Consider the following 25,004-nt stretch of genomic DNA (forward strand, 5'->3'; position numbering starts at 1 on the left):
GATTCCGACATCACCCACAATCCAGCTTTCTCCACACGTTGAAGGACTGGTGTCATGAATATCGATCTTACTGGCCGCAAGGCGGTCGTTACTGGGTCAACGGCAGGCATCGGCCGAGCCATTGCAGAAGGACTGGGGCGCGCGGGCGCCGCGGTCGTGATCAACGGCCGCACAGAGAAGCGCGTCTCCACGGCACTTCGTGAGCTTCGCGAACTCTTGCCAAAGGCGGAGTTTACCGGCGTGATCGCGGATCTTTCGACCCCGGAAGGCGCGGCAAAGTTGTTCGCGCAGGCGCCGGATGCGGACATTCTCGTCAACAATGTGGGTACGGGGCGTCCGAAGTCCTTCTTCGAAATTGAGGACAGCGAGTGGATCGATCTCTTCGAACTTAACGTCATGAGCGGCATTCGCGCCGCCCGCCACTATGTGCCGAACATGACGAAGCGCGGCTGGGGACGCGTCGTCTTCATCAGTAGCGAGTCCGCGCTGGCCATCCCCAAGGACATGATCGACTACGCCACGACCAAGACCGCTCAACTCGCGATTGCGAGGGGCTTGGCCGAGGTGGTCGGCGGAACGGGCGTCACCGTTAATTCGGTTCTCCCTGGTCCGACGAATTCGGAGATCATGGGCGGTTGGGCGCAGGCGAACGCAGATGCGCAAGGCATTTCGCGTGAAGAAGCCGAGCAGCAGTTCCTGAAAACGAATCGCCCGACCACGCTCCTCAATCGCTTCGCGACGACCGAAGAAGTCGCAAACCTGGTCGTCTATGTCTGCTCGGAGCAGGCGTCGGCGACAACGGGCACTTCCTTGCGTGTCGACGGCGGTGTCGTTCGGACCATTGCATAGGTCGCGCGCTTTTTCGCTCGTTCAACGCGGCTTCGGGAAGGGCCAAACCATCGGTTCCTTCCTGGAGTAGACGACAGCCCAAGTTGAATGTGGCAGCTTTCGTACGAGTATTACCAAACAAAATAGCCGCCTGGAGTTGCCTTAATCGCGCCGACCGGTTGATGCATGGTGACACGTCGGCGCCACGACAACCGACGTCGCGTGAAACGTCAGCGCAGACTGCTGAATAGCCGAGCGACCAGATCGCGCAGCCAGCGATTGCCCGCTTCGTGGTGATAGCGCGCGTGCCAGTGCTGCCGCACCGCAAATCCCTCCACCGGTATCGGACACGGACGCACCGACAAGTCATTCACCTTGGCCAACGTCTCGCCGATATGCCGCGGCAGCGTGGCAATCAGATCGGTGCTCTTGATGATGGCGCCGAGCCCGAGAAAACCCGGTAACTCGAGTACGACGTCCCGTTCAACCTGTTCGCGCACAAGCGCCTGCTCCAGCAGTTGCGCCCCGGTCCCCGCCGCGATGGCGACGTGCCCTTCCGCGCGGTACTGCTTAAGCCCCAGTTTCGCGCGCACCCGAGGGTGATGCTTGTTCAGCAAACACACCCAGTCCTGCGTGTACAACTGCTGCTGATAAATGCCGCCGCCGAGCCAGGGCACATGACCGATCGCAAGGTCTGCCTCACCTGATTCCAGCGCGCGTTCGGTATTGCCGTCGATTCTGGCCGCTTCGAGGCGGATCCCAGGCGCCTGCGCGCGCACGTGCGCCAGCATGCGCGGAAGAAGCGTGATGTGGCTCGCGTCGGTCATGCAGATGCGGAACCGCCGCTTTGCGGTGGTGGGATCGAAGGCAATCTCCCACGCAGCGAAGCGCCGCAGCGATTCGAGAATCTCCCGGCACGGACCGATCAGCGCATCGGCTTGCGGCGTCGGCGCCATACCGCCAGGGGTACGTATGAACAGCGGGTCTTGCAGATGCGCTCGCAAACGCCCGAGCCAGATGCTGATCGTCGGCTGGCTTTGGCCGAGCTGCTCCGCGACGCGCGTGACGCTGCGGACATCGTAGAGAAGGTCGAAGAGCTGCAGCAGCTTCAGATCGGGGAGTTCTGCCGGGTTCATAGCAATATTGTCTGGCGCAATGACGTCATTGTATCCATTGCATTGCGCACATGAGCACCAGATCATATCGTGGTCTCCACATCAAGGAGACGGCAGTGAAGATTGCGATTTTAGGTGCGGGTGCTCTGGGCTGTGCCATCGGCGCCGCGCTGACCGAAAGCGGCAACGAAGTCTGGTTGCTGAACCGCTCGGCGGCCCATGTGGAGGCCATGCGGCGCGACGGTCTGTGCGTGGACGACGCGAATGGTTCGCGTCGTGTGAAGGTAAAAGCGACGACACGTGCCGCCGAAGCCGGCGCCGCCGATCTGGTGGTCGTGCTGGTCAAGTCGTTTCATACCGACGCAGCGATGCGCGGCGCGCTGGACCTGATCGGACCCGACACGCTGGTCCTGTCGTTGCAGAATGGCCTCGGGCACGAAGATGTGCTCGCCGACATCGTCGGGCGCGAGCGCGTGCTGGCCGGCAAGACGTACGTCGGCGGCGTGATGCGCAATCCAGGGCATATCGAGTCAGGCGTGGCCGGCAAGGCGACCTATATCGGCGAACTCGATGGCCGGATAACGTCCCGCGTGACGGCGATTGCTGAAACCTTCAATGCCGCCGGACTGGCCACCACGGTCAGCGACAACATTGTCGGCACGATGTGGGACAAGCTGCTGGTCAATGTCGCAACCGGCGCGCTGTCCGCCACCACGGGCCTGACCTACGGCCAGCTATACGACGAACCGCTTCTGAAAGCGGCCGCGCTCGCGGCTGTCGCCGAAGCGATCGCGGTCGCCCACGCCGCCGGTGTGACGCTCTCCACAACGGATCCTGAACGCCCGTGGAACCTGGCAGGCGAAGGACTTTCGTCGAGGTTCAAGACCTCGATGCTGCAAAGCCTCGAAAAAGGCTCCATCACCGAAATCGACTTTATCAACGGCGCGGTCGTGCGCCGGGGACAACGGTACGGTGTGCCGACACCCGTCAACGCGACGCTGGTCGCGTGCATCAAGGGCATCGAGCGCGCCATGACCGATCGACAGCACAAGGAGACAACCGCATGAACGGTAGCAAGGCTTATCTGGAGCATGTCGCCATCTGGGTGAAGGACATCCACTGGCACATCCGGTTCTTCGAAGACGTTTTCGGCATGACGATGCGCGAGGTCGACGGCACCGTCGACGAACCACGACAGTACTGGACGCTCGGCGGTTTGCAGTTCATCCATAACCCGAAGCATGACGCGCCCGAAGGCCGCCTTGGGCACCTCGGCGTGATGTGTGAGGACATGGAGGCCGCGCTGGCTGCCGCGCAAAAGTATGACGTCAGCGAAATGCCACAGGGCCGCAACTGGTTGCGCCTCCCGGACGGCCTCGCCATCGAACTGATCCAGGCCCGGCCGGCATCGTGCGTGGCGCGGGCGCTGGACATCAATCCCCGCTCGGAGGTTTGAGATGCCGATCGTCGATAAGTATTGGGACGATGCCCGCGAGGGTGACGAGTGCGTGAGCCCGAGCTATACGGTAACGAAGGAGCGCATTCTGGCCTATGCAGACCTGACAGGCGATCACACACCGGTTCACGTGGACGAGGAATACGCAAACGCGAGCCACTTCGGTTCGATCGTTGCACACGGTCTGTTTGGCCTGTCTATCGCCGACGGGCTCAAGACCCAGAGCGACTACCGCTTCCTGCCGGGTATGTCGCTCGGCTGGACGTGGGACTTCAACCTGCCCATCAAGGTCAACGACGTGCTGCACGTGAAATTCCGTGTGGGCGTGATGCGCGCGAGCCGGAGCCGTCCCGACTGGGGGATCGTCGTACTGCCGTCCGAACTGATTAATCAGGACGGACATGTCGTCCAGCATGGCGAGCATCGTCTGATGGTGCCGCGCCGCCCGGGAGCATTCTGATGCAAGCACGTCCTCTCGAAGGTATTCGCGTCGTCGATTACAGCCATTTTCTGGCCGGTCCGTATGTGGGGCGCTGTCTCGCGGCGCTCGGCGCCGAAGTCATCAAGGTCGAGCGGCCCGGCAGCGGCGATGCGGGTCGTCAGCACGCCACTGTGCTCGACGACGAGCAGAGCGGTTACTTCCTGCAACTGAACATGGGCAAGCGCGGCGTCAGCGTCGACATGCGGGACCCGCGCGGCAAGGAGTTCATGCAGCGGCTGTGCGATTCGGCGGACGTGTTCGTCGAGAACTACCGGCCGGGTGCGCTGAACAAACTCGGGCTCGGTTATGACGAACTGTCCGTGCGAAATCCGCAACTGGTGTACTGCTCGATCTCGGCCTACGGCCATACGGGACCGGACGCGCACCGCGCCGGTTTCGGTCTGATCGCCGAGGCGAAGAGCGGGATCATGCAGATGATCGGCAATCCCGGTGAGCCGCCGCCACTCATGCGTATCTCGCTTGGCGACATGTACACCGGCATTCACGCGGTGGCGGCAATCAATGCCGCGCTGCTCGGTCGCGTGAAGAGCGGCCGCGGCCAGCACATCGACATGGCACTCTACGACACGCTGGTGTCGATGCACGAATACGCGGTGCAGTGCTACACGATGCAAGGCATCCTGCCGGAGCAGACCGGTCACGACATGCCCACGTCGACGCTTTATGGCGTGTTTCGAGCCGCCGACGGCGACCTCGTGATCGCGGCCCAGGTGGACGATGCGTGGAAGCGCTTCGCTGCGCTGGTCGAGTCGCATGGAGGACCAGCCGGTTTCGGCACCGATACGCGCTATCACACCGGCGCGGGACGCAATGCGAACCGATTGGACATTCTGTCCGTAGTAAAGCCCTGGGTGGCAAGCCAACCGGTCGTGCAAGTGCTCGATCTGCTGGATAGTATCGAGGTGCCTTGCGCGAAGGTGCAGCGCATTGACGAAGTGCTTGCCGATCCGCAGATCGTGGCGCGCGGCATGGTGGTCGACCAGGAGCATCCGCGCTACGGCAAGTTGCGCCTGCCGAACCTGCCCTTCCGTTTCTCCGATTGCGACACGACGATCAGCGAGGTCGCGCCCGATCTCGGTCAGCACAATGTGGAAGTGGCGCAATCGCTCGGCTTCGGCGCTGCCGAGATCGACGCGATGCAGACAGCAGGTGTGCTGTATTCGAAAGTGAGGTCACGATGACTGACCGGTACGCGGTGATCGGCAACCCGATCGGCCATACGAAATCCCCCCTGATCCACGGTCTCTTCGCGCAGGAGACGCAGCAGGACGTGTCCTATACGGCAATCGAAGGACCGTTGGAGCCGCATGACGCGTTCGCCGCGACCGTGCGCGCGTTCATCGCCGCGGGCGGCAAAGGCATGAACGTGACCGCGCCGTTCAAGCTTAAGGCGTTCGCGATGGCCGACGAACGCAGCGAACGCGCGGCACTGGCCGGTGCCGCCAATGCGCTGAGCTTCAGCGACGGCAGGATCGTCGCTGAAAATTTTGACGGTGTGGGTCTGGTGCGCGACATCGAAGTCAATCTGAACCTGCCGATGGCCGGCAGGCGCGTGCTGATCCTCGGCGCCGGTGGGGCCGTGCGTGGCGCATTGCTGCCATTCCTTGCCGCGCAACCTGCTGAACTGGTCGTCGCTAACCGGGACATTGCCAAGGTTCGGGCGCTGGTCGAGCAAGTCGCCAGGAGCGGTCCGCTTGCCGCCTGCGGGTACGCCGACCTTGAGGCGATGGGACAGTTCGACCTGGTGGTCAACGCGACGTCGGCCAGCCTTACCGGCGATCTGCCGCCTGTCCCACCGAGCGTTTTCAGTCCCGCGGGCTCGGCTTACGAACTCGCTTATGGCAAGCGCTTGACGCCCTTCCTGAGACTCGCGCGCAATGCGGGCGTACTGGGTATCGCGGACGGTGTCGGCATGCTGGTGGAACAGGCCGCGGAAGCATTCGACTGGTGGCGAGGCGTGCGGCCTCAGACCCGTGCGGTGATCGACCGGCTCACGGTACCGCTTGATTGAAAGTGCAACGGCGTGGCGCAAGCTTGCCGCTTGCGGGCGCCTCTCACCACTTCTCTAGATTTTCACCGGACCGGAACGCTGCGGCTTCCTGCGAAGATAAAGTGCTTGAGCGATCAACCCCAGAACGAGCGCGACGAGGAGCGCAGCTTGGGCACCGAGAAGCAGTGGCGACTTCGGATCGCTGACCAGCGGATGTCCGTCGGGCACACGCTTCAGCGTTTCGGTAACCGTGGGGACCATCAGCACGAATGCTGTCAACGTCAGACAGAAGGTTTCCAGGTAGACACCGATTCGACCGGGCAGACGCAGAGGCAGATACGCAACGCCATATCCAGCCAGCAAAAGCACGAGCGCTGCGACTCCGATGACGTAGCTGATACCTTGATGCGCGATGACGAACACGCTCAGAGAACCAATCAGCATGGCGACGAAGTACACCTTCCCAGCAACTGAGCGCGGAACGATCCTGCCGTAACGCGCGAACATGTACACGGCCATGGGGATCGCGGGTAGACTTCCGAGAGTGTGTATCCAGCCGAGCGGCGAAATTCCAAACATGGTTCCAATCCTTTCGTTGCGTGATTTCGTTGGTTGTCGGCGCTTACTTTAGGCTCACGAAACCCGAATTGACATGACTGAACCTGGGAAAAACTTGACCATTTTTCCGGATCGGACGCTTGCAGGTCTGGCTAACGGCGATCTCCTGTCTCAGGTTCTTGCGCGTATGCGCATGACAGGCGACCGCGTCTTTTCGTCGATGCTGCTGCCATTCGCGCAGTTGGACACGTCAGCGCAGGCAGCGCACGCGTACGCAGTCATGGAAGGCGCGGTGCGAATTGCCGGCAATGAGGCAGACGCTTGCGAGATTCGATCCGGCGAACTGCTCTTGTTGCCGCGCGGACCTGGCAGCCTGCGCATTGCCGCCCTGGACCAACCGGCGAACGTCGTCGCCTGCCACTTCTGGTTTGATCCGGCCAGCCAGCCGGAGCTGCTTCTGACGTTACCCGCCATGATCCACCTTCGCGAGGCGGAGACATGTGACTGGCTACCGCACATCATGCAGTTTCTTCTGCATGAGGCGGACAATGACGAGGCGGGATCCGCCTTGATGGTCTCCCGCATGATTGATCTCGTGGTGGTGCGTGCGTTGCGTGCCTGGGTTCATCATGGTCATGCATCGAACTGGTTGGGCGGATTGGCAGATCAGCGTATTGCCCGCGCTTTGAAGGCAATCCATGAGCAGTCGCCACGTGGTTTGACAATCGATAGTCTCGCTTCCGTCGCCGGCATGTCCCGCTCCAACTTTTGCGAACGTTTCAATGCGCTCGTTGGCAAGTCTCCGGTGCGTTACCGCAACGAATGGCGCTTGAGCGTCGCCCGGGACATGCTGACGAAAGGTGACGCGCGCGTGGGCGAGGTTGGAAGGTCGGTTGGTTATGAGTCGGAGGCCGCTTTCAGTCGTGCCTACAAGGCCTACTTCGGCCACGCACCTCGAGAAGCGAAGCCGTCTCCCTGAAGTCAACCGGGCCGAACGCAACGCAGCCGACCGAAAGTCATTCACCCCGACTCTGGCTACCGAAAAGCGGCCGACCTACGCTGACGCTGAGCCGCAGACAGAGGTTCGCCTGCGGACCTCGGCTCGAGCGCCCGGCTGGATGCGGTCCACGCCTCGCGGAAAACTCCGACGAAACTCGGTCACCCTTGTAAGGCCTGTTGCTCTTAATCGCTAGGCTGCAGCGTCAAGTAGTAGTAGGCTCATCGTTACATCCTGGTGCGACGGTGCTTGTAATCAATGCGCTGTTGGCGACAGTTTGGGCGCGTGCCACGCACGCGTGAAGAGATCATCGGGGCGTTCCCGTCGATACCCGCAGGCGGCATCAATATGGAGGCAGGCATGGTCAAGAAAGCGTTGTTCGTCCGGCTCGAAGCGAAGCCGGGCAAGGAACAGGAAGTCGAAAGCTTCCTGATGGGCGGGCTGCCGCTCGTCGAGCAGGAGCCCGCAACGATCGCGTGGTTCGGGCTGAAAATCGCGCCATCGGTGTACGGCATATTCGACGCGTTCCCCGACGACGCCGGACGCCAGGCGCACCTGGCGGGCAAAGTGGCCGAGGCGTTGATGGCGAGGGCTCCGGATCTCTTCGCTAGCCCGCCGGAAATTATGAACCTCGATGTACTCGCGGCGAAGCTGCCGTCGTAGCCGCGCCGGCTTCCGGCGCGGTTTTTTTTGTCTATGCCATTCGCTGTTTCAAGCAATGCCGCGTCGCCCGGCAGCCGGCAACGACACGTCCGCCGCCCAGCCAATTTAAGGTATTTTTAAGTTTTCCCCGACATATTTATCGAGCCTTCACGCATCCGCGTGCAAGGCTCAATCAACGGAGGATCAGATGCGTTTTCGCAGTCTTATTGCAGCGGCCGCCCTGGTGATCGCACCGGCCGTCACCTTGGCGGCCCAGCCGCTTTTCGTCAATGTCGACGGTCACGTTGTTCAGGCCAAAAGTGAGACCCGCCTGATTCAGACCTCGGCCGGCCCGGTGAAGGTCAGCACGTGGAGTTGGCATAGCCCAAACGGCGCCAGCAGCATCGTGGTGCAGTCGAGTAACGGTGGCGCGCCGCCAGCCTGGGTGCTCGCGCAAATGCGCGCCATGAACACGCAAATGCAGGCAATGCAGATCCAGATGCAGCAACTTCAGCACGCTGCGTTTGACAGCCAATTTGCGCTGCAACAGCCGATGCCGGTGCTATTCGCCGTGCCCGCATGGGCGGTGCCCGGACCGGTAATCGTCGTCGACCAAAGTCGTGCGCCGGTACCGCCTGCCCCCGCCGCGCCATCAAAGGCGCCGGACGTGCATATCTAGGCGCGAGTTATCGTCGGTTTCAGCTCTGGATCAGCAAGGAGAGAGGTCGCCGATCAAGCATCCGCCCCAGGCGACAGCAGTGCGGCCCCTCCTTCATGACGCCTGCTACCCGTGCGGTGGCTATCGGCGTATCAGCGTTATACCGGCGACCCGAGAACGTGGGCCAGCGCGCCGTCTCCATACGTTCGTATGACCTCGGAAATAATCACCTGATAGCCGGCCAACCAATTTGACTGCGCGGCCTTCGCCTCGATATGAGCAGGATGTTGGATCAGCATTTGAAGCGCTTCGAGCGACTCCCAGTAGTACACGTTGGACGTCAAACCGGTGGAAGCGTTTTCCCACGCTTCTTCGCCCAGGTAGCCCGGGATTGTCCTGGCAGCGTCCGCGATTGTTTTATCAAGCCGATGAAACTCATCGTCGAACTGCTTGGTCGCAAAGATAAACGTGGAGGAATACATTCTGTTGATTCAATTCGAAAGTTACTGGTTCGACAACGGATAGGTTTCTCTACGTGATCCGACTGGCAGACGATTCGAGTCGTCTTCTTTCGGGAGCATTGCCTCCGATTATCGACGATCTATCGCACAGTGTAGAACGTATCAAGCCGGCCGGCTGAACGAGAGCGCGCATCGAGTCGCAAATCCCCTACTCCTTCACACCCATCCTCACCAATTCCCGCCTCGCCAAGGCCCTCTCAATGAAATCAACCGGACACTCCGCGCTCGCCGCCTCAAACCTCTGCTTTGCGCCGAGCGCATCGCCTTGAGCCAACCGCCACTCTCCGAGATAAGCGTCTGCTTCGCATAGCTGAAGTTTGCGTATGCAGAAAGACTAACTGCCCACAGTGAGAAGAGTAAGGTTCGGTGGATTTTCACTATTTTTGACTGTTTTACGCGCCTCTTCATATCGGCGGTCGGTTCCGAATCTTTAATCGCGGAAGCAGAGAATCCTCAGCGAGAACGCTGTCGCCGGGTGTGCCTGCCATCATGCCGAAGCCTTATCCAATCAGCCAAACGCAAACTCTTAGCCCGCGTGGTTGATCGCTGCACCGCTGCCATGACTTATAATCATCAAGCCATCGGGAAACACCCGGCGGTCAGGTGTGGAAGCCTGCTAGCTAAACCCGCACACCCGCTCAGGCGGGCGTGCGTCTACCTCTGCACGTCTGTTGTTTTCCAATGGGCGGGCTGTGGTGGGGGAGCCGCGAGGCTCGCCGGTTTGGTTTAGCGCCGGTCTTCCAAACCCGCCACGTGCCCGCTCACCCACTTCCTTAAAGCAAGCGAGTGTCGGGCGATCCAGGAAGTACCAGGGAGGTCGCACCATGAGCAGCAAACCTACAAAACAATCTCAACCCGCTTCACGCCCGCCTGTCGACGCGCTCCAGTACGAAAAGCTTGCGCTCTCCACCTTCGATCTATGCAACCGGCAGTTGAGCCAACTCAACACATTGATCACACTTGGCTCCTCAATATGTAGGAATCCTGCCATCACGAGTGACGAAAGACGACGTCAGCAGACCATGCTTGAATTGCTCGTCGACACAGCAGAGCAATATCAGCGGGAGCTGGAATGTGACCGTGAGCTATATCAAGTGATCGCACTCGATGCGAAAGGCATCCCTCAAAGCCGCATTACCGCGAACCGTGCAATGCGCCTTCTTGCAGAGGCATCACAAATAGCGACGAAGGAAACGCCGGCAGCCGCGAAGCCGAGCCCGAGCAAGCCAACGTCAGCCAAACCCAAGACGCGCGCAGAAACAGACGCGGTGGCCCATCAACCGGCTCCCGCGCAGCGCTAGCCATCGAGGAGGTGAGCGGCTTCAGTCGATCAGATTCGCAGGATGCCTGCCCTCCGTCACGAACATAGGCGAGCGCCAACGCATAGTTGAGACACGCGCCCAGGCCCTCATCGGGCCCAGAAGAAATCCATGGGGATAAGCTCGACGGCCCATCCCCCTTCTTCGCCCAGCGTGGCCGCCGGGTGCATGGAGGCGATGCGCAACGCCTCGTCATGGGTATCCGCCTCGATGATGAACAGGCCGCCCACGACTTCCTTCGACTCGGTATAGGGCCCATCGGTGACGTGCGTCTTGCCACTGCGCGGGCGCAGCGTCCGCCAATTGTCCAGATCGCCAAGCGATGCGGAAATCAATACTTTGCCGGTTGCCCGCATCTTGTCGTCCAATGCGGGGCATTGGCTCACCAGGTTCTTGACGTCGTCTGGCGCCATCGCGGCGAACTTATCGGGGGTGAAGTAGGCCAAGCCGAGGTATTTCATGGGAGATCCTTTCGGTGTGAATAACCTGACGACGAAGCTGATGACCGAAAATCGACAATCTACTGAAAAAATTGTAGCGGGTCTCGCCGGATTGTCCCCTTTTTTGCGGGCGCGATGCCGACCCGCCGGGCTCGTGCTGCACGTGCGGATCGCGTGAGGCAGAGGTCGGCCATCTCCAGCCGTTCGCCGACGCGTCAGAGTGGACATTCGAATGTCGGCTTCGGTCAAGCAACTGACTGTCGTGCGCGAGTTGTGTCAGTCGCGTCGTTGCTCTTTTCGGCCATTGGGCCGACCGTCGCCAAAAGTTACTATGTTTTGTTCAGCGGGTTGTACGACCTGCTGCTTCAAATGACGGCTGTTCGCTCCCTCAGAGGACGGCGCCGCCCAATAGACCATCAGGTTTATGGAAAGCGGCCCTCCTGCGACAAATACTTATCCTTATTCGCTGCAATACGCTCTAAAATCTGTTCTGTAAGTTATGCCGCGAAAGCTGATTTAGTTGAATGCGGGCGATCTCACTCCGTATTTTGAATAAACAATATTAGATACTATTATTTTCTTGAACATGAAAAATATATTCGAAGTGACACCTGACGGTGCAGCCATTATAAATAATACAAGATACGTTGTCCCGGGCTATCACCTAGAACAGGTCCTATCGAGCGGGGCCAACGGGGTTGTATTTCTCGCATCAAGCATCTTGCGGCCCCAAGTGGCGCTGAAGATCTGGACGAAGTTGCGGTCAGGCGACAAACGCGACAAGCAAAAGCAAGCCCTCTACGAAGCCCAAAAGGCATGCGAGGTTGAGATCGATCACAGACATTTCGGAATTAGAATTTACGATGGTGGGCCTATTTCGAACGGCTTTTATATGGCGATGGAATTTTTCCCCGGCGTAACTCTGAATTCATGGCTTACAAGTGAAGTCCAGTCCTTGGCGGTGCGTTGGGCGCTGGCAAATCAGCTAGTCGAGATTCTCCATCGCATCGCTTCACTTGGAATTTTGCACGGCGACATGCATACAAAGAACATCTTAGTGCGAGAAAGAACGATAACGTGGACGCCGACCGGGGCGCCGCATTTTTATGACGTTCAGGCCTGCCCCGATTTTCGAATAATTGACTACGGCACATCTTTTTTTAACGAGGAAACTTCTCGAGAGCGTCATTGGCGGCTGGTTAAGGAAACTTTCGATGAAATTTTGTTTCCGCTCACACATGAAGCGCTTGGTGTGCCATACATAACACCGGAAAATGAAACTCCAGATGTACTCAATGCCTGGAAGGCGTACATATCGCATTATTTGTATTATGCTAGCGGCATAATAGAGCGCCTTATGAAACTGGAGTCCGGCCAAAAAAAATCAATAAGAGAATATAATTTTTCTAAAAATCTAAGCGATGACGAAATTTTCAAATTTAAAGACCTAATTAAGAAATGTAGCAAAGGAAAAGATTACACGAAAATTCTTGGAAGCATGGATGAATGGGTTTTCGTACACAGCCCATTCGCGGAATTGAAATCCGAATCTGGGTTCGACGAGTGACGACGCGTGCCGCGGATTCAATTCGGACTATCCGCCACTCCCGTTCTTGCCGGTCTTTGATGCAATAGCGTAGGCAGGATTGGGAAGAACGTTGCTCGAGTATTAAACGACGACAACGATGGTCACGCAGCCTCAGCGCTTCCGTCGACGTGCGATTGGCGGGTGTGGAACTGGTCACCTCCCCCAACCAAAGCTGACAGTCGACCGTCGACTTTGGTGGAGCCCCACCTGTCGAAGCCGCTGCGCGAATGGCCGTTGTACATCAGAACTGCCGTTGCGTCCGAACTTGCGTGAGTGGCCGGATCGGGTCAACAAGGCAAGTTCGCCTCGAGGTTGGCAGGTGACTGACGACCACGGGCCGAACTTCCGGGTTCGGCCAACAACGGCCTGTTGTGAAGGGCCGCTTCGGAGTAGCCTGCACGGAACCCCAGAAGTCTCATCGGACACGAGCATGCGCCACTACAACGGACGTTGGGACGAAGATCGCCGTGACGAGTTTGCCTGGTAGGGAGCTTCCGACTGCGCGAATCGCCACCCGAGAGGGACCGCGCTTGGGGCCAACTGGCGTACAGGTTTCGACTTCCAAATCAAGGTGATCGCTCCTATCCCAACGGGAAACGATTGATCGGGATTAAGGGGCGCGTAAAGCGGCAACCATCAAAGCCTACTGCCCCGTAACGCCCCTTAACGCCGGTGTCAACTTTCTGGCCCCGCGTTTCCACGCAGCGGTTGGAGCACCAAATCGGCCGCTTCCTCAGCATCTTTTAGGAGCGCCTTGCGCGGCATGCCTAGCTGCGCACGCATGGTCAGCCCACGCGCTAAATCCGTGACCTGGGTTGCGCGCGCGGCGACGGGAAAGTCAGATGGGATTTCTCCCGCGCTGATTGCGTCCCGGAAACGACCTTCCACCAGCGCGGTGCCACCGGCGGCCGCGTTTTGCAGGAACTGCCGGACTTCAGGGTCGTCCACAAGCGGCGCGACGCATATCAGAAGACAGCCCCGGGCGGACCCCTTCTCGGTCGCACTTTCGACGGCGTACCTTAGAAAGCCCGTGATCGAGTCGCGAAGACCCTGCGGTGAGAGGAGTGCCTTCGCGGCTGATGCGCCTTTCCGTTCTGCGTACGCCTTGAGGACCCGCAAGAATATCGTCCGCTTGTCCCCAAAGACGGCATACAGGCTCGGCCGTCCCACACCCATCCCGGCGACGAGATCGTCAATCGTCACTCCGTCGTAGCCTTTCGACCAAAACACCTGAGTTGCCTTTTCCAGCGCTCCCGCCTCGTCGAAGCTGCGCGGTCGACCCACTGGCCTGGCAGTATTTTGAATCATTTGGTTCAAAACTCCTTGACAACTTTTGCGGTACCAATATATAACCGAATAGTTCTAAATTAACAAGCCGTTTCTGGCCCTGCGGGGCCTCACGACTCGGCCTTCACCCTTCACCACTGAGACGCCCATGGAACATTCGATTGCGCTCGTCACCGGCGCCACCTCCGGGCTCGGTTATGCGGCTGCCCGCATTCTTGCCGGAGAGGGCTGGCGCGAGATCATTATCACCGGACGCAGCCTGGCTCGGGCCAAGGAAGCGGCCACTCAACTCGCAGCGGAAACTAAAAGACAGGCCTTCACGCCGCTGGAGCTGGAGTTGGACACGCCGGCCAGCGTCCAGTCCGCGCTCGCCGAATTGGTCAAGCGAGGTCGGCCAATTGATTTCCTACTGCTCAATGCCGGGATGGTCCCAGGTAAGCAGCGGGTGATCACTTCGGCGGGCGTCGAGGCTTCTCAGGCCCCGCTCATCGGTCATCATCAATTGACTGTCGGATTGCTCCGCGCGAACCTGCTGAGTCCCAACGCGCGGATTGTTATTGCCAGCGCGGAACCTGCCCGAGGGGGTGTACCCATGTTCAAGTACACCGACGTGGATGCACTCGCTGCCAAATACCACCACGGCGACCTGACCGCTGCGATGGAAGCCCTGATTCGCAACGGGCCGAACGTGAAGTACGTGCCCAACAATGCGTATGCCGACGCGAAGCTCTTCGTTGCCTGGTGGGCCGCAGCGCTGGCGCGCCGGCTACCCGCAGGCATGGCCGTGTACGCTGTCTCGCCCGGTGCGGCGACTGCGACCAACGTTTCGCGACAAGCCAGCCTGGCCGTGAAGTATCTGTTTATCCCAATCGCGAACCTCATTCCCGGCATGAATCAGACGCCGGAGACGGCAGCGGGCCGGTATATCCAGGCCTCGAAGTTCGGAACCGAGGTCTCAGGGCAATTCTTCGCCTCCGCTCAAGGGAAGTTCTCAGGCCCAATTGAGGCGCAGCTCCAGCCACACCTCCTCGATGGCGCTAATCAGGAAGCCGCGTGGCAGGCCGTCGTCAACGTCTCTGGCGTCAACTGGTCGTACGCGGAATCCTTGCGCGCAGTGTCCTGAAGGCGCGCCGGTCGCGGCGAAATGGTCGCAGTGACCAGAATCAGCAAGCGATTGCGGAGTTACACGATCGCCCACAGGGCGTACGATGTTTTTTAAATTAATAGTAGTACCAAGTAGTTAAATATCGGCAAAGCAACCCTAACTCTCTCGAGGAGCATACCTATGAACCGGTACCAGGATAAAAAGGTGGTGATTATCGGCGGCACGAGCGGCATGGGGCTCGCGACAGCCAAGATGCTCCTCGACGGAGGCGCTCGCGTTTTGGTGACCGGCCGCTCGCAGGCGGGCTTGGAGTCGGCGCAGCAAGAGCTTGGGGACGGCGCGATCGTAGTTTCGAGCGACGCGCGGTCGCTAACCGACATCGACGCCCTCGCCGCTCAGGTTAAGACCGAGTTCGACACCATCGACCTGCTTTTCGTCAACGCCGGGTTCAGCATTCCAACGCCTCTCGGCAGCGTGACCGAAGCCATCTATGACGAGATGTTCAACCTGAACGCCAAGGGTCCCTTTTTTGCGGTCCAGAAGCTCGCGCCGCTGATCGCTCGGGGAGGCTCTGTCGTCCTCACGACCTCTGTCGCCAACGTCAAGGGACTGCCGGGCCAAGCCACATACGGCGCCGCCAAGGCTGCGCTGCGGTCATTCGCCCGGGTGCTCGCCACCGAGCTGCTTCCTCAGGAGATTCGCGTAAACGCGGTGTCGCCCGGTCCCATCGACACGGGCATCCTCGAAAAGGTGTTCCCTACGGAAGAGCTGCGTACACAGGTGAAGGAACACACCGTCGGCATTATTCCCATGAAGCGCTTCGGGACGTCGGAGGAAATCGCCAGGGCCGTCCTCTTCCTCGCGTTCGATGCGACCTTCACGACCGGCGCTGAACTACCGGTCGACGGCGGTTGGTCGCAATTCTGAGCGGCGTACAGGCCGCACGCGTCGCCAGACGAGGCTTTCACGATGAATCGGTTGGAAGCCATCCGCTGCTCGACCGGATGAGCGTCCGCTTCCAGGCGCTCGATCCGGCCAAGCCGATGGCAGCTTCGGGTCGAAGACCGGCGCTCTCGCAGACCACACGGATTGCTTTGTTTTCAACTGTCTGCTTGCCTGCGGTTGACGCACCGACCATTCGCAAAACAACGGTCAACAATCATCAAGCGACTTTATTCAGGAGAAGGTGGGACTGCAGAGTTCGACGATCCGCTTTCGTCCGTGCGTTCGTTAGTATCTGGCGCGATCCGTCGACGCGCGCGCCGTCTTTGCGCAGACATCTGCCCTGTGAAGCGGATTGAGCGCAGCCGGCATGAGGTGTTGAATGAGTTCATCAACGTCACACGCTTTTGAGGCGTCTGGCGCGTTGCAACGTTGCCCGTATCGATGCGATTGCCGGGCATCGTCTGGAGCACGCTCACGCTGGCGGGGTGCAGCAGATAGGGATCGCGGGTAGACGCCCCTGCCTAAGGCGATTCGACGGCGTCCTCACGTGATACGGTTTGCTGCCTGCCCACTTGGGCATCGATAAATTTAGCGCTGTCTGCCAGTACAGGCGCGAATACTCGCAGCGGGGCAGCGAGGGACGCCACCAGCAGCACATGCCCGATAAACGGATAGTGCTTCACTTCGACGTTATCGCCCGCTGCCCGCAGTTTCGCGGCCAGCCGGTCGGTATTGCCGGGGTCTACCGTGCTGTCGCGCTTGCCGGCGGCGAGGAACATCGGCGGCTCGTCGCCGCTCACGAAGTTGATCGGCTGGCTCGCCGCACGCAGCGAGGCCGGAAACACGTCCTTCAAGACCGGATCGGTAAGCGGCAGGAAGTCGTAGGGTCCCGCGAGACCGATCACGCCGCTGATGTCGCGTTTGCTCATATGTTGCGCGGCGAGGTAATGACCGTCGGTCGCCAGCAAAGCGACGATATGCGCGCCCGCCGAATGTCCCATCAGGAAAATCCGCGACGGATCGCCGCCGTATTCAGCGGCGTGGTCGCGTGCCCAGCGCACGGCAGCAGCGGCGTCTTCCATGAAGCCGGGGAACCGGGTGTCCGGATAGGTTCGATAGTCGGGCAGCACGGCAACGAAGCCACGCGAAGTCAGCGCCTGACCGACGAACAGATAGTCGCTGCGCGCGCCGTTCTGCCAGCTCCCGCCATAGAAGAACACCACCACAGGCCGTCCGCGAGAAGCCGCCGTGGCGCTTGTGTCGTCGGGTTGGTACACGTCGAGTTTTTGCCGGGGGGCGTCGCCGTAGGAAATGGCGGTGCTGGCGCGGAACGTGTGATGCGGTACCGCGGCGTTGAGCGCGGCGGTTCCGCTGCAGCCGCCGAGGGCGGTGAACGCCAGCGTGGCGGCCAACGTGAGCAGGCGTCGAGGCATAAGCGATCGGATTGGTCCGGTGATGTGTCCAGGGCTATCTACGTGCGTCGCTTGCCGACGGATGCAGAAACAGGGGGGAATGTCCCGCTCGTTGCGATTTCGTCTTAGCCCCAGGTCATAACGACATCCCCGCCGTCTGCAGCAACAGCAAGACATTCAATGCCAGTACAGCCGCCATTCCAGCGATGGCAGCGAGATTCGTCAACGGGCGATTGCGGTATGCCCCATCAGATCGGCCCGCCCCGCGAACCAGACCGGCGCAATCAGGGAGACCTCGGGTCATTGGCGCCGTTCGAGCCTCTTGCAAAACCCGCGGTCAACGCCGCGATTCACGACAATACTGAAATGACCGAGAACGTGGGTGTACCTAATTGGCCAGGTGTTTGATGACAATATCCACGAATGCGCGCAGGCGGTGTAACCGCCTTAGATCGCGGTGATAGCCCATCCACATCTCGCGATGCGGTGGCTCTTCGCTAAGCTCGAGCCTGCGAATTGTACCGATCTGATCTCCAACAGGCCGCGGCAGTACAGCAATGCCCAAACCTATCCCACACATCTGAGCTTGCACATTACGGTTGTTCGACTGCAATACGACACCAGCGTTTGGAAACCGGTTTTTTAGCCATTCGATATCAGGAAAGCTGCCCGTCGACGTATCCATTGCAATTAAACGGTTCCCCGTGCCGTCACCTTCCGTCGGATCGGCGCTCGCGTGATCCACGTAGACGCCATATCGCATCTGGGTCAACCGTCTCTGCACGATGTCCGGCCCTTCGAACGGAACAATACGGAAGGCAACGTCCGCTTCACGCTGCGCGAGGTTGAACAGGCGTGTTCCCGTAAGGACCTCGATCTCAACATGCGGATACTCGCGCGAATATTCAACGATCACGGGTGGCAGGACATAGGCGCCAAACCAGTCGGCCGATGACACCCTGAGCGTTCCTTCCAGTTGTTGCTGTTCACCGGCTAGCCGCCGCTCCATGGTTAGCGCGCTGTCTTCCATCTGCTCGGCGAGAGGCAGGATCGCGGTGCCCTCCTCCGTCAGCACAAAACCCTCAGTTGTTCGCTGAAACAGCACTTGTCCGGTGGCATCTTCCAGCGCGCGAAGCCGTCGTCCAATGGTTGGATGGCTAAGGTGCAACAGCCGTGCAGCCGCGCCCAATGTTCCAGTGCGCGCTACGGCAAGGAAAATCCGGACGTCGCTCCACTCCATATCCACCACCCACAAAAATGAACGACGATTGTTCATTATATTGGATTGCCGAACAATAGTGAATGCGCGAAACTTCGCTCCGTCCTACGTCAAAACGCCCTCGTGGCTCGCCTGATTGGGGTTCCAGATGCCGGGCCGGGACAGCTCGGGAGACATTGGCAAAAGGGAAATTCTCATGTCGCAACCTGAATCGCCGACTGTGTACGTCACCTACCAAGGTGCGCCAGACGACCGTTTTGATCGGAGCTATTACATCGAGCGTCACCTGCCGCTGGTGACGCAGGCGTGGCAGCGCTACGGCCTTGAGAGCATCGCGGCTTTCTTTCCGCCGTTGACGCATGTCGGCACGCTTGTGATTTGCGAATGCCGCTTTCGGGACGAGGCGGCTATTGCAACCGCCTTCGGATCTCCGGAAACCCAGGAGGTCATGGCCGACGTGCCGAGTTTTACGGACCTCGCACCCACACGCTTGCGCCTCACTTCGCTCTGAGGAGGCAATTCCATATCGGCGCTACACGCCTCTCACTTGCAAACACTGGAGAAACAACTTGGCCTTCTGGAAAAATTCTGCCCTCCGCACCGTGCGTCGCGGACATATGTGGATTTCGGGCGACCGCATCGAACGAGACGGACAGACCCACCAATGCGGACCGCTTTTCGTTGAGTGGGAGGCGCCGGAGGAGGTCACGCGCCCTTGGCCGATTGTGCTCGTGCATGGCGGTGGCTACCAGGGAACCGAGTGGTTTGACACGCCGGATGGCCGTCCGGGCTGGGCACAACGTCTGGTGGAAGCGGGCTACGCGGTGCTGGTGGTCGATCGTCCTGGACAAGGACGATCGCCGTACCACGTCGAGACGATGGGGCCAATGGGGCCCGGGTTCTCCTATGAGCACGGCCGCGACATCTACTTCCCGACAAAATATGAATCTCAACACACCCAATGGCCATTTGCGCGGGACGACGAGGCAGCGATGGACGAGTTCATTGCCGGCTATGGGCCGCTTCCCGCAGACCTCGCGTTTTCCGAGGACATGGAGGCGGACAGGATCGCAAAGCTGCTGGACAGGATCGGTCCGGCGATCCTCCTGACGCACTCAGCGTCGGGACCAGTTGGTTGGCTTGTAGCAGACCGCCGGCCCGGGCTGGTTAAAGGGATCGTCGCCGTTGAGCCGATGGGCCCGCCATTCGCACATATTCCCAATATCGGGTCGCTCGCGTGGGGCCTCGCGGCGGCCCCGCTTAGCTGGGAGCCGCCCGTCGCGACGCCTGAAGAGCTGCGGGCGGCTCTTCCTGGCACACACCGGCTGCCTGCGCTCGCCGGTTTGCCGATCGTCGCCGTCACCGCGGAAGCGTCAGCCTTCGCCGCGGCCAGTCGACCCGCTATTGAGCAACTGAAGGCGGCTGGCAGCCGGGCGGAAGTGTTGCATCTTCCCGACCACGGTGTGTTCGGAAACGGCCACGGGCTCATCTACGAAAAGAACTCGGATGATGCACTGGTGCCGGTGTTGAGGTGGCTGGTCGAGAACACGGAAAAACCCAACTGAACAAGAGGCTCAACGTAACAACGACCTGGTTCATAACCAGTTCCTCTAACGGCCTCAGTCAACATCTCGCTCTCCGCGAGGACATTAACGCATGGCGCGGACGTTTGCCGGCGTGGTCTGAGAGACTGCATTGGGTCGCACGCGGACTCTCGCCTCAACTCGATGTGCGCCACCATATGCGATGCGCATGAGTCGGCACCCGGCCAACGAGCGACAGTCACGCAGTCGGATACGAATGGCCGATAACGACACCAAAGGTGCCGCATTTGTTCGACGGTGTTCATGGTCGCTTTCTCAGCGTCGAGAAAGGGGGCGCGACGGTTCGAAATACGGCCCGCTTTTGCTTGATTCGAACCAAACGTGCGTCACAGTGCAGAGACAGGAAACATCAGCACATTTTCCCAAACCGGAGTTCGCATATATCGGGCGACGACCTCGCTTGACCCGATGCTGAAACTCGGCTGAGGCGACGACGACACCCGGTTACGCCTTAGCCGTTCGCCTGACTCCGCGCAGCACGCCGAACAGCTTGAGGCGGCTGACCGAACGCCCGCAAAAACGCACGACGCATCCTGTCTGGATCAGCAAAACCGGTCTCTCGCGCAATAACGTCGATAGGCAAACGGCCTTGCTCAACCATGAGTCGCGCTGCTTCCAGCCGCAAATTTTGCACAGCCTTCGCGGGCGATTGTCCTGTCTCCTCACGGAACGCCCGGGTGAACTGTCGCACGCTCAAATTGGCGGCTTCGGCAAGTCGGTCGACCGTCAATTGAGTGTGCAAATTACTCTTTGCGAATACCAACGCGGTCTGGATTCGATCACTTTTGGCATCGAGATCCAGCAATGTCGAGTGTTGAAGCTGTCCGCCGGCACGTCGGTGGAACATGACCATCCTCTTGGCGATGGTGCTGGCTACCTTTACGCCGAGGTCGCGTTCTACCATGGAAATCGCCAGATCGGTCCCCGCTGTCATGCCCGCGGATGTCCATACGGGGCCATCGACAATGAAGATGCGATCTTCTTCAACATTGATTCTCGGGTAACCAGTCTGCAACGCGCGTGCGTGCGCCCAATGGGTCGTGGCGCGCCGATCGTCAAGAACGCCGGCTTCTGCCAGGAAGAATGCTCCCGTGCACATCGAGGCTACGCGACGAGTGTTTTTCACCGCGCTCTTCAGAAAGTCGACCAATGCTGGGCTCGGCTCATACACGCCGTCGATAACGCCGCCAATGATCACCGTATCAAAGCTGCCCTCATCGAAACGGTCCGTCATGACGGAGTACCCGAGAGAGCTTTGGACCGGCCCACCGCTTTCGGATATCAGATGTATTTCGTACTGCGGTTCTTTCGTCAGACGGTTCGCCATCTCAAACACTGTCAGGCCACCAAAGATCATCACCTGGAAATTCGGGACGACGATATAGCCAATACGTAGCATGGCAGGTCCTCTTGGGAAAGTTCGGTAGCCGAACATGCTTCTACATACGGGCGAGGTGCGCGGATGTTCCAACCATTGTCCTGCCTGTATCTGCCTTTGCGGCTCAGTTTGACACGGCCTGCGATTCTAACTGCCGATACTGACGTCATGCAGGTCCCTGCGCAAGTATGGCCAGAATTGTCGGATATACGACGCGTCGTACCGGGTCCGGGCTTCTACTATTTGCGGGTCCCTCCGAACTGACGCGTGACTAATCGAGACTCCTCTATGGATAGCAATATCACCGCACCTGCATCTGCTTCAACACCGCCACCCTCTATTAACCGTCGCACGTTTCTCGCCAGTGGGACGGCATTGGGCGCAAGTCTGCTACTGGATCGCAGGGCGCACGCGCAAAATCCCCCGACCGGCGGAGGTCATACGTTCAAGGAGTATGACATCAGCACTAATGGCATCACCTTGCACGTAACCGAGCAAGGTGATGGACCGGTCGTTCTCTTTGTTCACGGATTTCCGGATACGTCCTATACGTGGCGCCGACAGATGGAAGCGATATCGGCAGCCGGATACCGGGCAATTGCTCCGGACATGCGCGGCTACGGCCGCAGCTCGGCTCCCACGGACGCTGCGTTGTACACGCCGCTGCACACGACAGGCGACCTGATTGGGCTGCTCGACTCGCTGAATATCTCCAGTGCAGTACTGGTGGGCCATGACTGGGGGGCGACCCATGCATGGAACGCCGCGCTGCTGCGTCCCGATCGATTTGCAGCGGTGTTCTGCCTGAGCGTACCCTACGTTCCGCGTGGGGATGTGAGCGTATTTGAGCGCATGCGGAAATCGGACCACCAGAACAGCTTTTATATGTTCGAACAGATCCGGCCTGACGCTGATCAGATCTGGGCTGACGCCTCGGTCACCATTCCCGGAATTCTGTATTGGGCCTCAGGTTCCGCTCCGGCCGACAAGCGTTGGAGTCCCATGGATCCTGCCCGAAGTCTCCACCGCGCTGCGCCCACACCGATACCGTCGTGGGCGGAGCCTGATTATGTCGCTTACAACATCGCTGAATTTCAGCGCACTGGCTTCCATGGCGGCTTGAATTACTACCGGGCCGCTGAACCGTATTTCTATCTGTCCGCTCCATGGAAGGGCGCAAGGATCAGCCAACCCTCATTTCTCATCTGGGGGAAAGCGGATGGATTGTACGAGCTTTATCCGATTACGGCGACCCAGATGCGTGCCGGTCTTCCTGGTCTCATGGGGAGCCTTGATCTCGACAACGTGGGCCATTGGGTACAACACGAAGCCACGGACGTGGTCAATGACCAGCTCGTCAAGTTTTTGCGGACCGTCAGCCCCGCGTGACATCAACCTGCGCTCTTGCTGCGACCATTCAAACTACGTTCGTTCAAATAGACACAGCGGCGCACACGACATTTAATTGAATTGGAATCGACGATGGCGACATTTAAAGGCCCTGCTATCAAGTTGAACAATGGAATCGAGATGCCTGGCTTTGGACTCGGGGTGTTTCGCAGTGAACCGGAAAAGACCGTTGCTGCCGTGCAGTCCGCACTTGCTCACGGGTACCGTCTTATCGATACGGCTGCGGCCTACATGAATGAGCAGCAAGTGGGCGAGGGCATCCGCGCATCCGGCGTACCTCGCGAGGACGTTTTCGTTACGACCAAGGTGTGGATGACAGATTACGGTTATGACCAGACGCTCCGTGCCTTCGATAGAAGTCTGCGCAAGCTTGAACTCGACTATCTGGATCTGTATCTGACTCATTGGCCTGTCCCTTCGGCCTTTGATGAAACGGTAGCTTCCTACAAAGCCTCGATGAAGCTTCTGGCGGACGGGCGCGTCCGGGCGATCGGCGTGTGCAACTTCAGCTCCAGTCATATGCGCAATCTCATCGAGCAAACCGGTCATATTCCGGCTGTGAATCAGATAGAGGTACACCCGTTCTTCATTCAAAGTGATCTTCGCGACGCCGACGAGGCGCTAGGAATCATCACGCAGGCCTGGTCTCCGATAGGCGGTATCAAGCGTGACGGGGAGAAAGCAAAGACTTCGGGGAATGTGCTCGATCCGCTGTCCCATCCGAGCGTGGTTCAACTCGCCACGAAGTACGGCAAGAGTCCCGCACAGATCGTCTTGCGCTGGCAGATCCAGCTAGGCACCTGTCCGATTCCGAAATCCGTGCGTCCGGAACGAATCGCCGAAAACATCGATATTTTCAACTTCGCGCTTGCGGCCAACGAGGTCCAGGCAATCAGCGCGCTCGACACCGGAGAACGTGGCGGCCCGGACCCGGAACTTGTAAGTCCTCAAACCTTTCCGGTGACCACCCACCCATGACTGAACTGAGAGCGCGCACCTTCACATCGCCGCGTCACACGACACATTACTGGGATGGCGGCCCGGCCGATGGGCCGCTTATGCTTTTCATTCATGGCTGGCCGGAAATAGGCCTGATGTGGCGCGCCCAGCTCGAGGCATTTTCGGCCGAAGGCTGGCGTTGCGTCGCGCCAGACATGCGCGGCTACGGTGGTTCATCGAGCCCGACCGCTTCCGAAGCCTACGCCCTGAGCGAGATCGTTCAGGACATGGTCGAGCTCCACGATCATCTGGGAGGGCGTCCGGCAATCTGGATTGGACATGACTGGGGAAGCCCGGTGGTCGGGGCATTGGCCGCACAGCAAAGCGGCCGCAGTCGCGGCCAGGTGCTGATTTCGGTGCCATATTTCCCAGAAGGCTTTGCGCTGCCAAATCTTTTGCCGCTAGTCGATCGACAACTATACCCATTCCACCTTCATCCCGATGGACAGTGGGATTACTATCGCTTTTACCTGACCCACTTTGAACAGACGGTAAGCGACTTCGAGGCAGACATCGCAGCGGCGCTGGCGTCACTTTACCGGCCAGGAAATCCTGCGTCTGCCGGCATGGTCTCTCCGTCAGCCTTGATCACAAATAACGGAGGCCGCTTTGGCTCGGCTCGTCGCGCCCCGGCCACGCCTCCTGACCCGACAATGTGGCCACTTGCTGACTTCGATGTTTTGGTCCAGACGTTTCGCGGCAGTGGATTCCACCCAGCCAATGCGTGGTACCTGAACGACTCAGCCAACATCGCCTACGCTTCAACTGCACCCGACAACGGGCGTCTGCATCAACCCGTGCTGTTCGTGAACGGCGATTGGGATGCGATCTGCGACATCAACCGCAGCCGGCTTGGAGAGCCCATGCGTGGCAGTTGTACGGACCTTTCCGTCGCGAACCTTCCGGCTGGACATTGGCTCCCACTCGAGCGCAAAACCGAGCTTGTCGAGTCGATCCGTGCGTGGCTAGAGGCGAAGGCGCTATAGCGCGAGCTGTCGGGGAAATTTGCGAGAGGGATGCTCACCAATTCG

General features: G+C 59.5%; 27 protein-coding genes. 19 read left to right on the top strand and 8 right to left on the bottom strand.

Annotated elements, in window-relative coordinates; all coding sequences use genetic code 11:
* The first annotated feature begins 54 nt into the window (after positions 1 to 54).
* Positions 55 to 849: an SDR family NAD(P)-dependent oxidoreductase gene (locus tag HWX91_RS24710; RefSeq protein ID WP_028195194.1), complete on the top strand. Its 795-nt coding sequence runs from the start codon at positions 55 to 57 to the stop codon at positions 847 to 849.
* A gap of 209 nt (positions 850 to 1,058) precedes the next feature.
* Here HWX91_RS24710 and HWX91_RS24715 read toward each other — a convergent pair whose 3' ends face one another.
* Positions 1,059 to 1,964, bottom strand: a complete 906-nt coding sequence (locus HWX91_RS24715) for a LysR family transcriptional regulator (protein WP_028195195.1) — start codon at positions 1,962 to 1,964, stop codon at positions 1,059 to 1,061.
* A 95-nt stretch (positions 1,965 to 2,059) separates the two neighbouring features.
* Between HWX91_RS24715 and HWX91_RS24720 the strand changes: the two genes are divergently transcribed.
* Genes HWX91_RS24720 through aroE form a run of 5 tightly spaced genes read left to right on the top strand, consistent with a single transcriptional unit; the run spans position 2,060 to position 5,912 of the window.
* Entirely contained in the window at positions 2,060 to 3,010 is a 951-nt protein-coding gene (locus tag HWX91_RS24720) for a ketopantoate reductase family protein (protein WP_028195196.1), read from the top strand.
* Positions 3,007 to 3,399: a VOC family protein gene (locus tag HWX91_RS24725; protein WP_028195197.1), complete on the top strand. Its 393-nt coding sequence runs from the start codon at positions 3,007 to 3,009 to the stop codon at positions 3,397 to 3,399. Before HWX91_RS24720 ends, HWX91_RS24725 begins: the two co-directional genes overlap by 4 nt.
* 1 nt (position 3,400) lies before the next feature.
* Positions 3,401 to 3,859, top strand: coding sequence for a MaoC family dehydratase (locus HWX91_RS24730; RefSeq protein ID WP_028195198.1), 459 nt, complete (start codon positions 3,401 to 3,403; stop codon positions 3,857 to 3,859).
* The gene (locus HWX91_RS24735) at positions 3,859 to 5,082 is read left to right on the top strand and encodes a CaiB/BaiF CoA transferase family protein (protein ID WP_028195199.1); all 1,224 of its coding nucleotides are present in this window, start codon (positions 3,859 to 3,861) and stop codon (positions 5,080 to 5,082) included. The genes HWX91_RS24730 and HWX91_RS24735 overlap by 1 nt, the downstream gene beginning before the upstream one ends.
* A complete protein-coding gene (gene aroE, locus HWX91_RS24740; protein WP_028195200.1) occupies positions 5,079 to 5,912 on the top strand; it encodes a shikimate dehydrogenase in 834 nt (277 codons plus the stop codon). The genes HWX91_RS24735 and aroE overlap by 4 nt, the downstream gene beginning before the upstream one ends.
* A gap of 54 nt (positions 5,913 to 5,966) precedes the next feature.
* On the opposite strand, the gene HWX91_RS24745 is transcribed toward aroE, so the two are convergent.
* Positions 5,967 to 6,470: a hypothetical protein gene (locus tag HWX91_RS24745; RefSeq protein ID WP_028195201.1), complete on the bottom strand. Its 504-nt coding sequence runs from the start codon at positions 6,468 to 6,470 to the stop codon at positions 5,967 to 5,969.
* A gap of 73 nt (positions 6,471 to 6,543) precedes the next feature.
* Between HWX91_RS24745 and HWX91_RS24750 the strand changes: the two genes are divergently transcribed.
* The 3 genes from HWX91_RS24750 to HWX91_RS24760 all read left to right on the top strand — a co-directional run bounded on the left by HWX91_RS24750 (position 6,544) and on the right by HWX91_RS24760 (position 8,767).
* Positions 6,544 to 7,428 carry a helix-turn-helix transcriptional regulator gene (locus HWX91_RS24750; protein ID WP_028195202.1) on the top strand — a complete coding sequence of 295 codons (885 nt, stop codon included), beginning with the start codon at positions 6,544 to 6,546 and terminating at the stop codon, positions 7,426 to 7,428.
* A 378-nt stretch (positions 7,429 to 7,806) separates the two neighbouring features.
* The gene (locus HWX91_RS24755) at positions 7,807 to 8,109 is read left to right on the top strand and encodes a putative quinol monooxygenase (RefSeq protein WP_028195203.1); all 303 of its coding nucleotides are present in this window, start codon (positions 7,807 to 7,809) and stop codon (positions 8,107 to 8,109) included.
* A gap of 187 nt (positions 8,110 to 8,296) precedes the next feature.
* A complete protein-coding gene (locus tag HWX91_RS24760) occupies positions 8,297 to 8,767 on the top strand; it encodes a hypothetical protein (protein ID WP_028195204.1) in 471 nt (156 codons plus the stop codon).
* Positions 8,768 to 8,904: 137 nt separating this feature from the next.
* On the opposite strand, the gene HWX91_RS24765 is transcribed toward HWX91_RS24760, so the two are convergent.
* Positions 8,905 to 9,228, bottom strand: coding sequence for an antibiotic biosynthesis monooxygenase family protein (locus HWX91_RS24765; RefSeq protein ID WP_028195205.1), 324 nt, complete (start codon positions 9,226 to 9,228; stop codon positions 8,905 to 8,907).
* 863 nt (positions 9,229 to 10,091) lie between these two features.
* On the opposite strand from HWX91_RS24765, the gene HWX91_RS24770 reads away from it, so the two are divergent.
* On the top strand, positions 10,092 to 10,568 hold the full coding sequence (locus HWX91_RS24770; RefSeq protein ID WP_030099666.1) for a hypothetical protein: 477 nt from the start codon (positions 10,092 to 10,094) through the stop codon (positions 10,566 to 10,568).
* 107 nt (positions 10,569 to 10,675) lie between these two features.
* Here HWX91_RS24770 and HWX91_RS24775 read toward each other — a convergent pair whose 3' ends face one another.
* The gene (locus HWX91_RS24775; RefSeq protein ID WP_028195206.1) at positions 10,676 to 11,047 is read right to left on the bottom strand and encodes a YciI family protein; all 372 of its coding nucleotides are present in this window, start codon (positions 11,045 to 11,047) and stop codon (positions 10,676 to 10,678) included.
* Here HWX91_RS24775 and HWX91_RS24780 point away from each other — a divergent pair.
* Positions 11,046 to 11,204 (top strand): hypothetical protein, encoded by a 159-nt coding sequence (locus HWX91_RS24780; RefSeq protein ID WP_156034504.1) that lies wholly within the window; start codon positions 11,046 to 11,048, stop codon positions 11,202 to 11,204. The genes HWX91_RS24775 and HWX91_RS24780 overlap by 2 nt on opposite strands.
* A 408-nt stretch (positions 11,205 to 11,612) precedes the next feature.
* Complete coding sequence (locus tag HWX91_RS24785; protein WP_028195207.1) at positions 11,613 to 12,593, top strand: protein kinase domain-containing protein; 981 nt, start codon at positions 11,613 to 11,615, stop codon at positions 12,591 to 12,593.
* Between the two features lie 696 nt (positions 12,594 to 13,289).
* On the opposite strand, the gene HWX91_RS24790 is transcribed toward HWX91_RS24785, so the two are convergent.
* Positions 13,290 to 13,922 carry a TetR/AcrR family transcriptional regulator gene (locus HWX91_RS24790; protein ID WP_028195208.1) on the bottom strand — a complete coding sequence of 211 codons (633 nt, stop codon included), beginning with the start codon at positions 13,920 to 13,922 and terminating at the stop codon, positions 13,290 to 13,292.
* Between the two features lie 127 nt (positions 13,923 to 14,049).
* Here HWX91_RS24790 and HWX91_RS24795 point away from each other — a divergent pair, with 127 nt between their 5' ends.
* Positions 14,050 to 15,024 (top strand): SDR family NAD(P)-dependent oxidoreductase, encoded by a 975-nt coding sequence (locus tag HWX91_RS24795; protein WP_028195209.1) that lies wholly within the window; start codon positions 14,050 to 14,052, stop codon positions 15,022 to 15,024.
* Between the two features lie 162 nt (positions 15,025 to 15,186).
* The gene (locus HWX91_RS24800) at positions 15,187 to 15,933 is read left to right on the top strand and encodes an SDR family oxidoreductase (RefSeq protein WP_028195210.1); all 747 of its coding nucleotides are present in this window, start codon (positions 15,187 to 15,189) and stop codon (positions 15,931 to 15,933) included.
* 539 nt (positions 15,934 to 16,472) lie between these two features.
* Here the strand turns inward: HWX91_RS24800 and HWX91_RS24805 are convergent.
* Together HWX91_RS24805 and HWX91_RS24810 are read right to left on the bottom strand one after the other, a co-directional pair.
* Positions 16,473 to 17,384, bottom strand: coding sequence for an alpha/beta hydrolase (locus HWX91_RS24805; RefSeq protein ID WP_052660642.1), 912 nt, complete (start codon positions 17,382 to 17,384; stop codon positions 16,473 to 16,475).
* 367 nt (positions 17,385 to 17,751) lie between these two features.
* Complete coding sequence (locus HWX91_RS24810) at positions 17,752 to 18,603, bottom strand: LysR family transcriptional regulator (RefSeq protein WP_028195211.1); 852 nt, start codon at positions 18,601 to 18,603, stop codon at positions 17,752 to 17,754.
* Between the two features lie 175 nt (positions 18,604 to 18,778).
* Between HWX91_RS24810 and HWX91_RS24815 the strand changes: the two genes are divergently transcribed.
* Together HWX91_RS24815 and HWX91_RS24820 are read left to right on the top strand one after the other, a co-directional pair.
* Positions 18,779 to 19,093 (top strand): EthD family reductase, encoded by a 315-nt coding sequence (locus tag HWX91_RS24815; RefSeq protein ID WP_028195212.1) that lies wholly within the window; start codon positions 18,779 to 18,781, stop codon positions 19,091 to 19,093.
* A gap of 58 nt (positions 19,094 to 19,151) precedes the next feature.
* Positions 19,152 to 20,147 carry an alpha/beta hydrolase gene (locus HWX91_RS24820; protein ID WP_028195213.1) on the top strand — a complete coding sequence of 332 codons (996 nt, stop codon included), beginning with the start codon at positions 19,152 to 19,154 and terminating at the stop codon, positions 20,145 to 20,147.
* A 490-nt stretch (positions 20,148 to 20,637) separates the two neighbouring features.
* Here HWX91_RS24820 and HWX91_RS24825 read toward each other — a convergent pair whose 3' ends face one another.
* On the bottom strand, positions 20,638 to 21,585 hold the full coding sequence (locus HWX91_RS24825) for a GlxA family transcriptional regulator (RefSeq protein ID WP_028195214.1): 948 nt from the start codon (positions 21,583 to 21,585) through the stop codon (positions 20,638 to 20,640).
* 267 nt (positions 21,586 to 21,852) lie between these two features.
* Between HWX91_RS24825 and HWX91_RS24830 the strand changes: the two genes are divergently transcribed.
* The 3 genes from HWX91_RS24830 to HWX91_RS24840 all read left to right on the top strand — a co-directional run bounded on the left by HWX91_RS24830 (position 21,853) and on the right by HWX91_RS24840 (position 24,959).
* The gene (locus HWX91_RS24830; protein WP_081832964.1) at positions 21,853 to 22,953 is read left to right on the top strand and encodes an alpha/beta fold hydrolase; all 1,101 of its coding nucleotides are present in this window, start codon (positions 21,853 to 21,855) and stop codon (positions 22,951 to 22,953) included.
* A gap of 93 nt (positions 22,954 to 23,046) precedes the next feature.
* Positions 23,047 to 23,952 carry an aldo/keto reductase gene (locus HWX91_RS24835; protein WP_028195215.1) on the top strand — a complete coding sequence of 302 codons (906 nt, stop codon included), beginning with the start codon at positions 23,047 to 23,049 and terminating at the stop codon, positions 23,950 to 23,952.
* Positions 23,949 to 24,959, top strand: coding sequence for an alpha/beta hydrolase (locus tag HWX91_RS24840; RefSeq protein WP_028195216.1), 1,011 nt, complete (start codon positions 23,949 to 23,951; stop codon positions 24,957 to 24,959). The genes HWX91_RS24835 and HWX91_RS24840 overlap by 4 nt, the downstream gene beginning before the upstream one ends.
* Positions 24,960 to 25,004: the final 45 nt, after the last annotated feature.

This window comes from Paraburkholderia fungorum (assembly GCF_902833645.1).
GTDB classification, from domain to species: Bacteria; Pseudomonadota; Gammaproteobacteria; order Burkholderiales; family Burkholderiaceae; genus Paraburkholderia; species Paraburkholderia fungorum.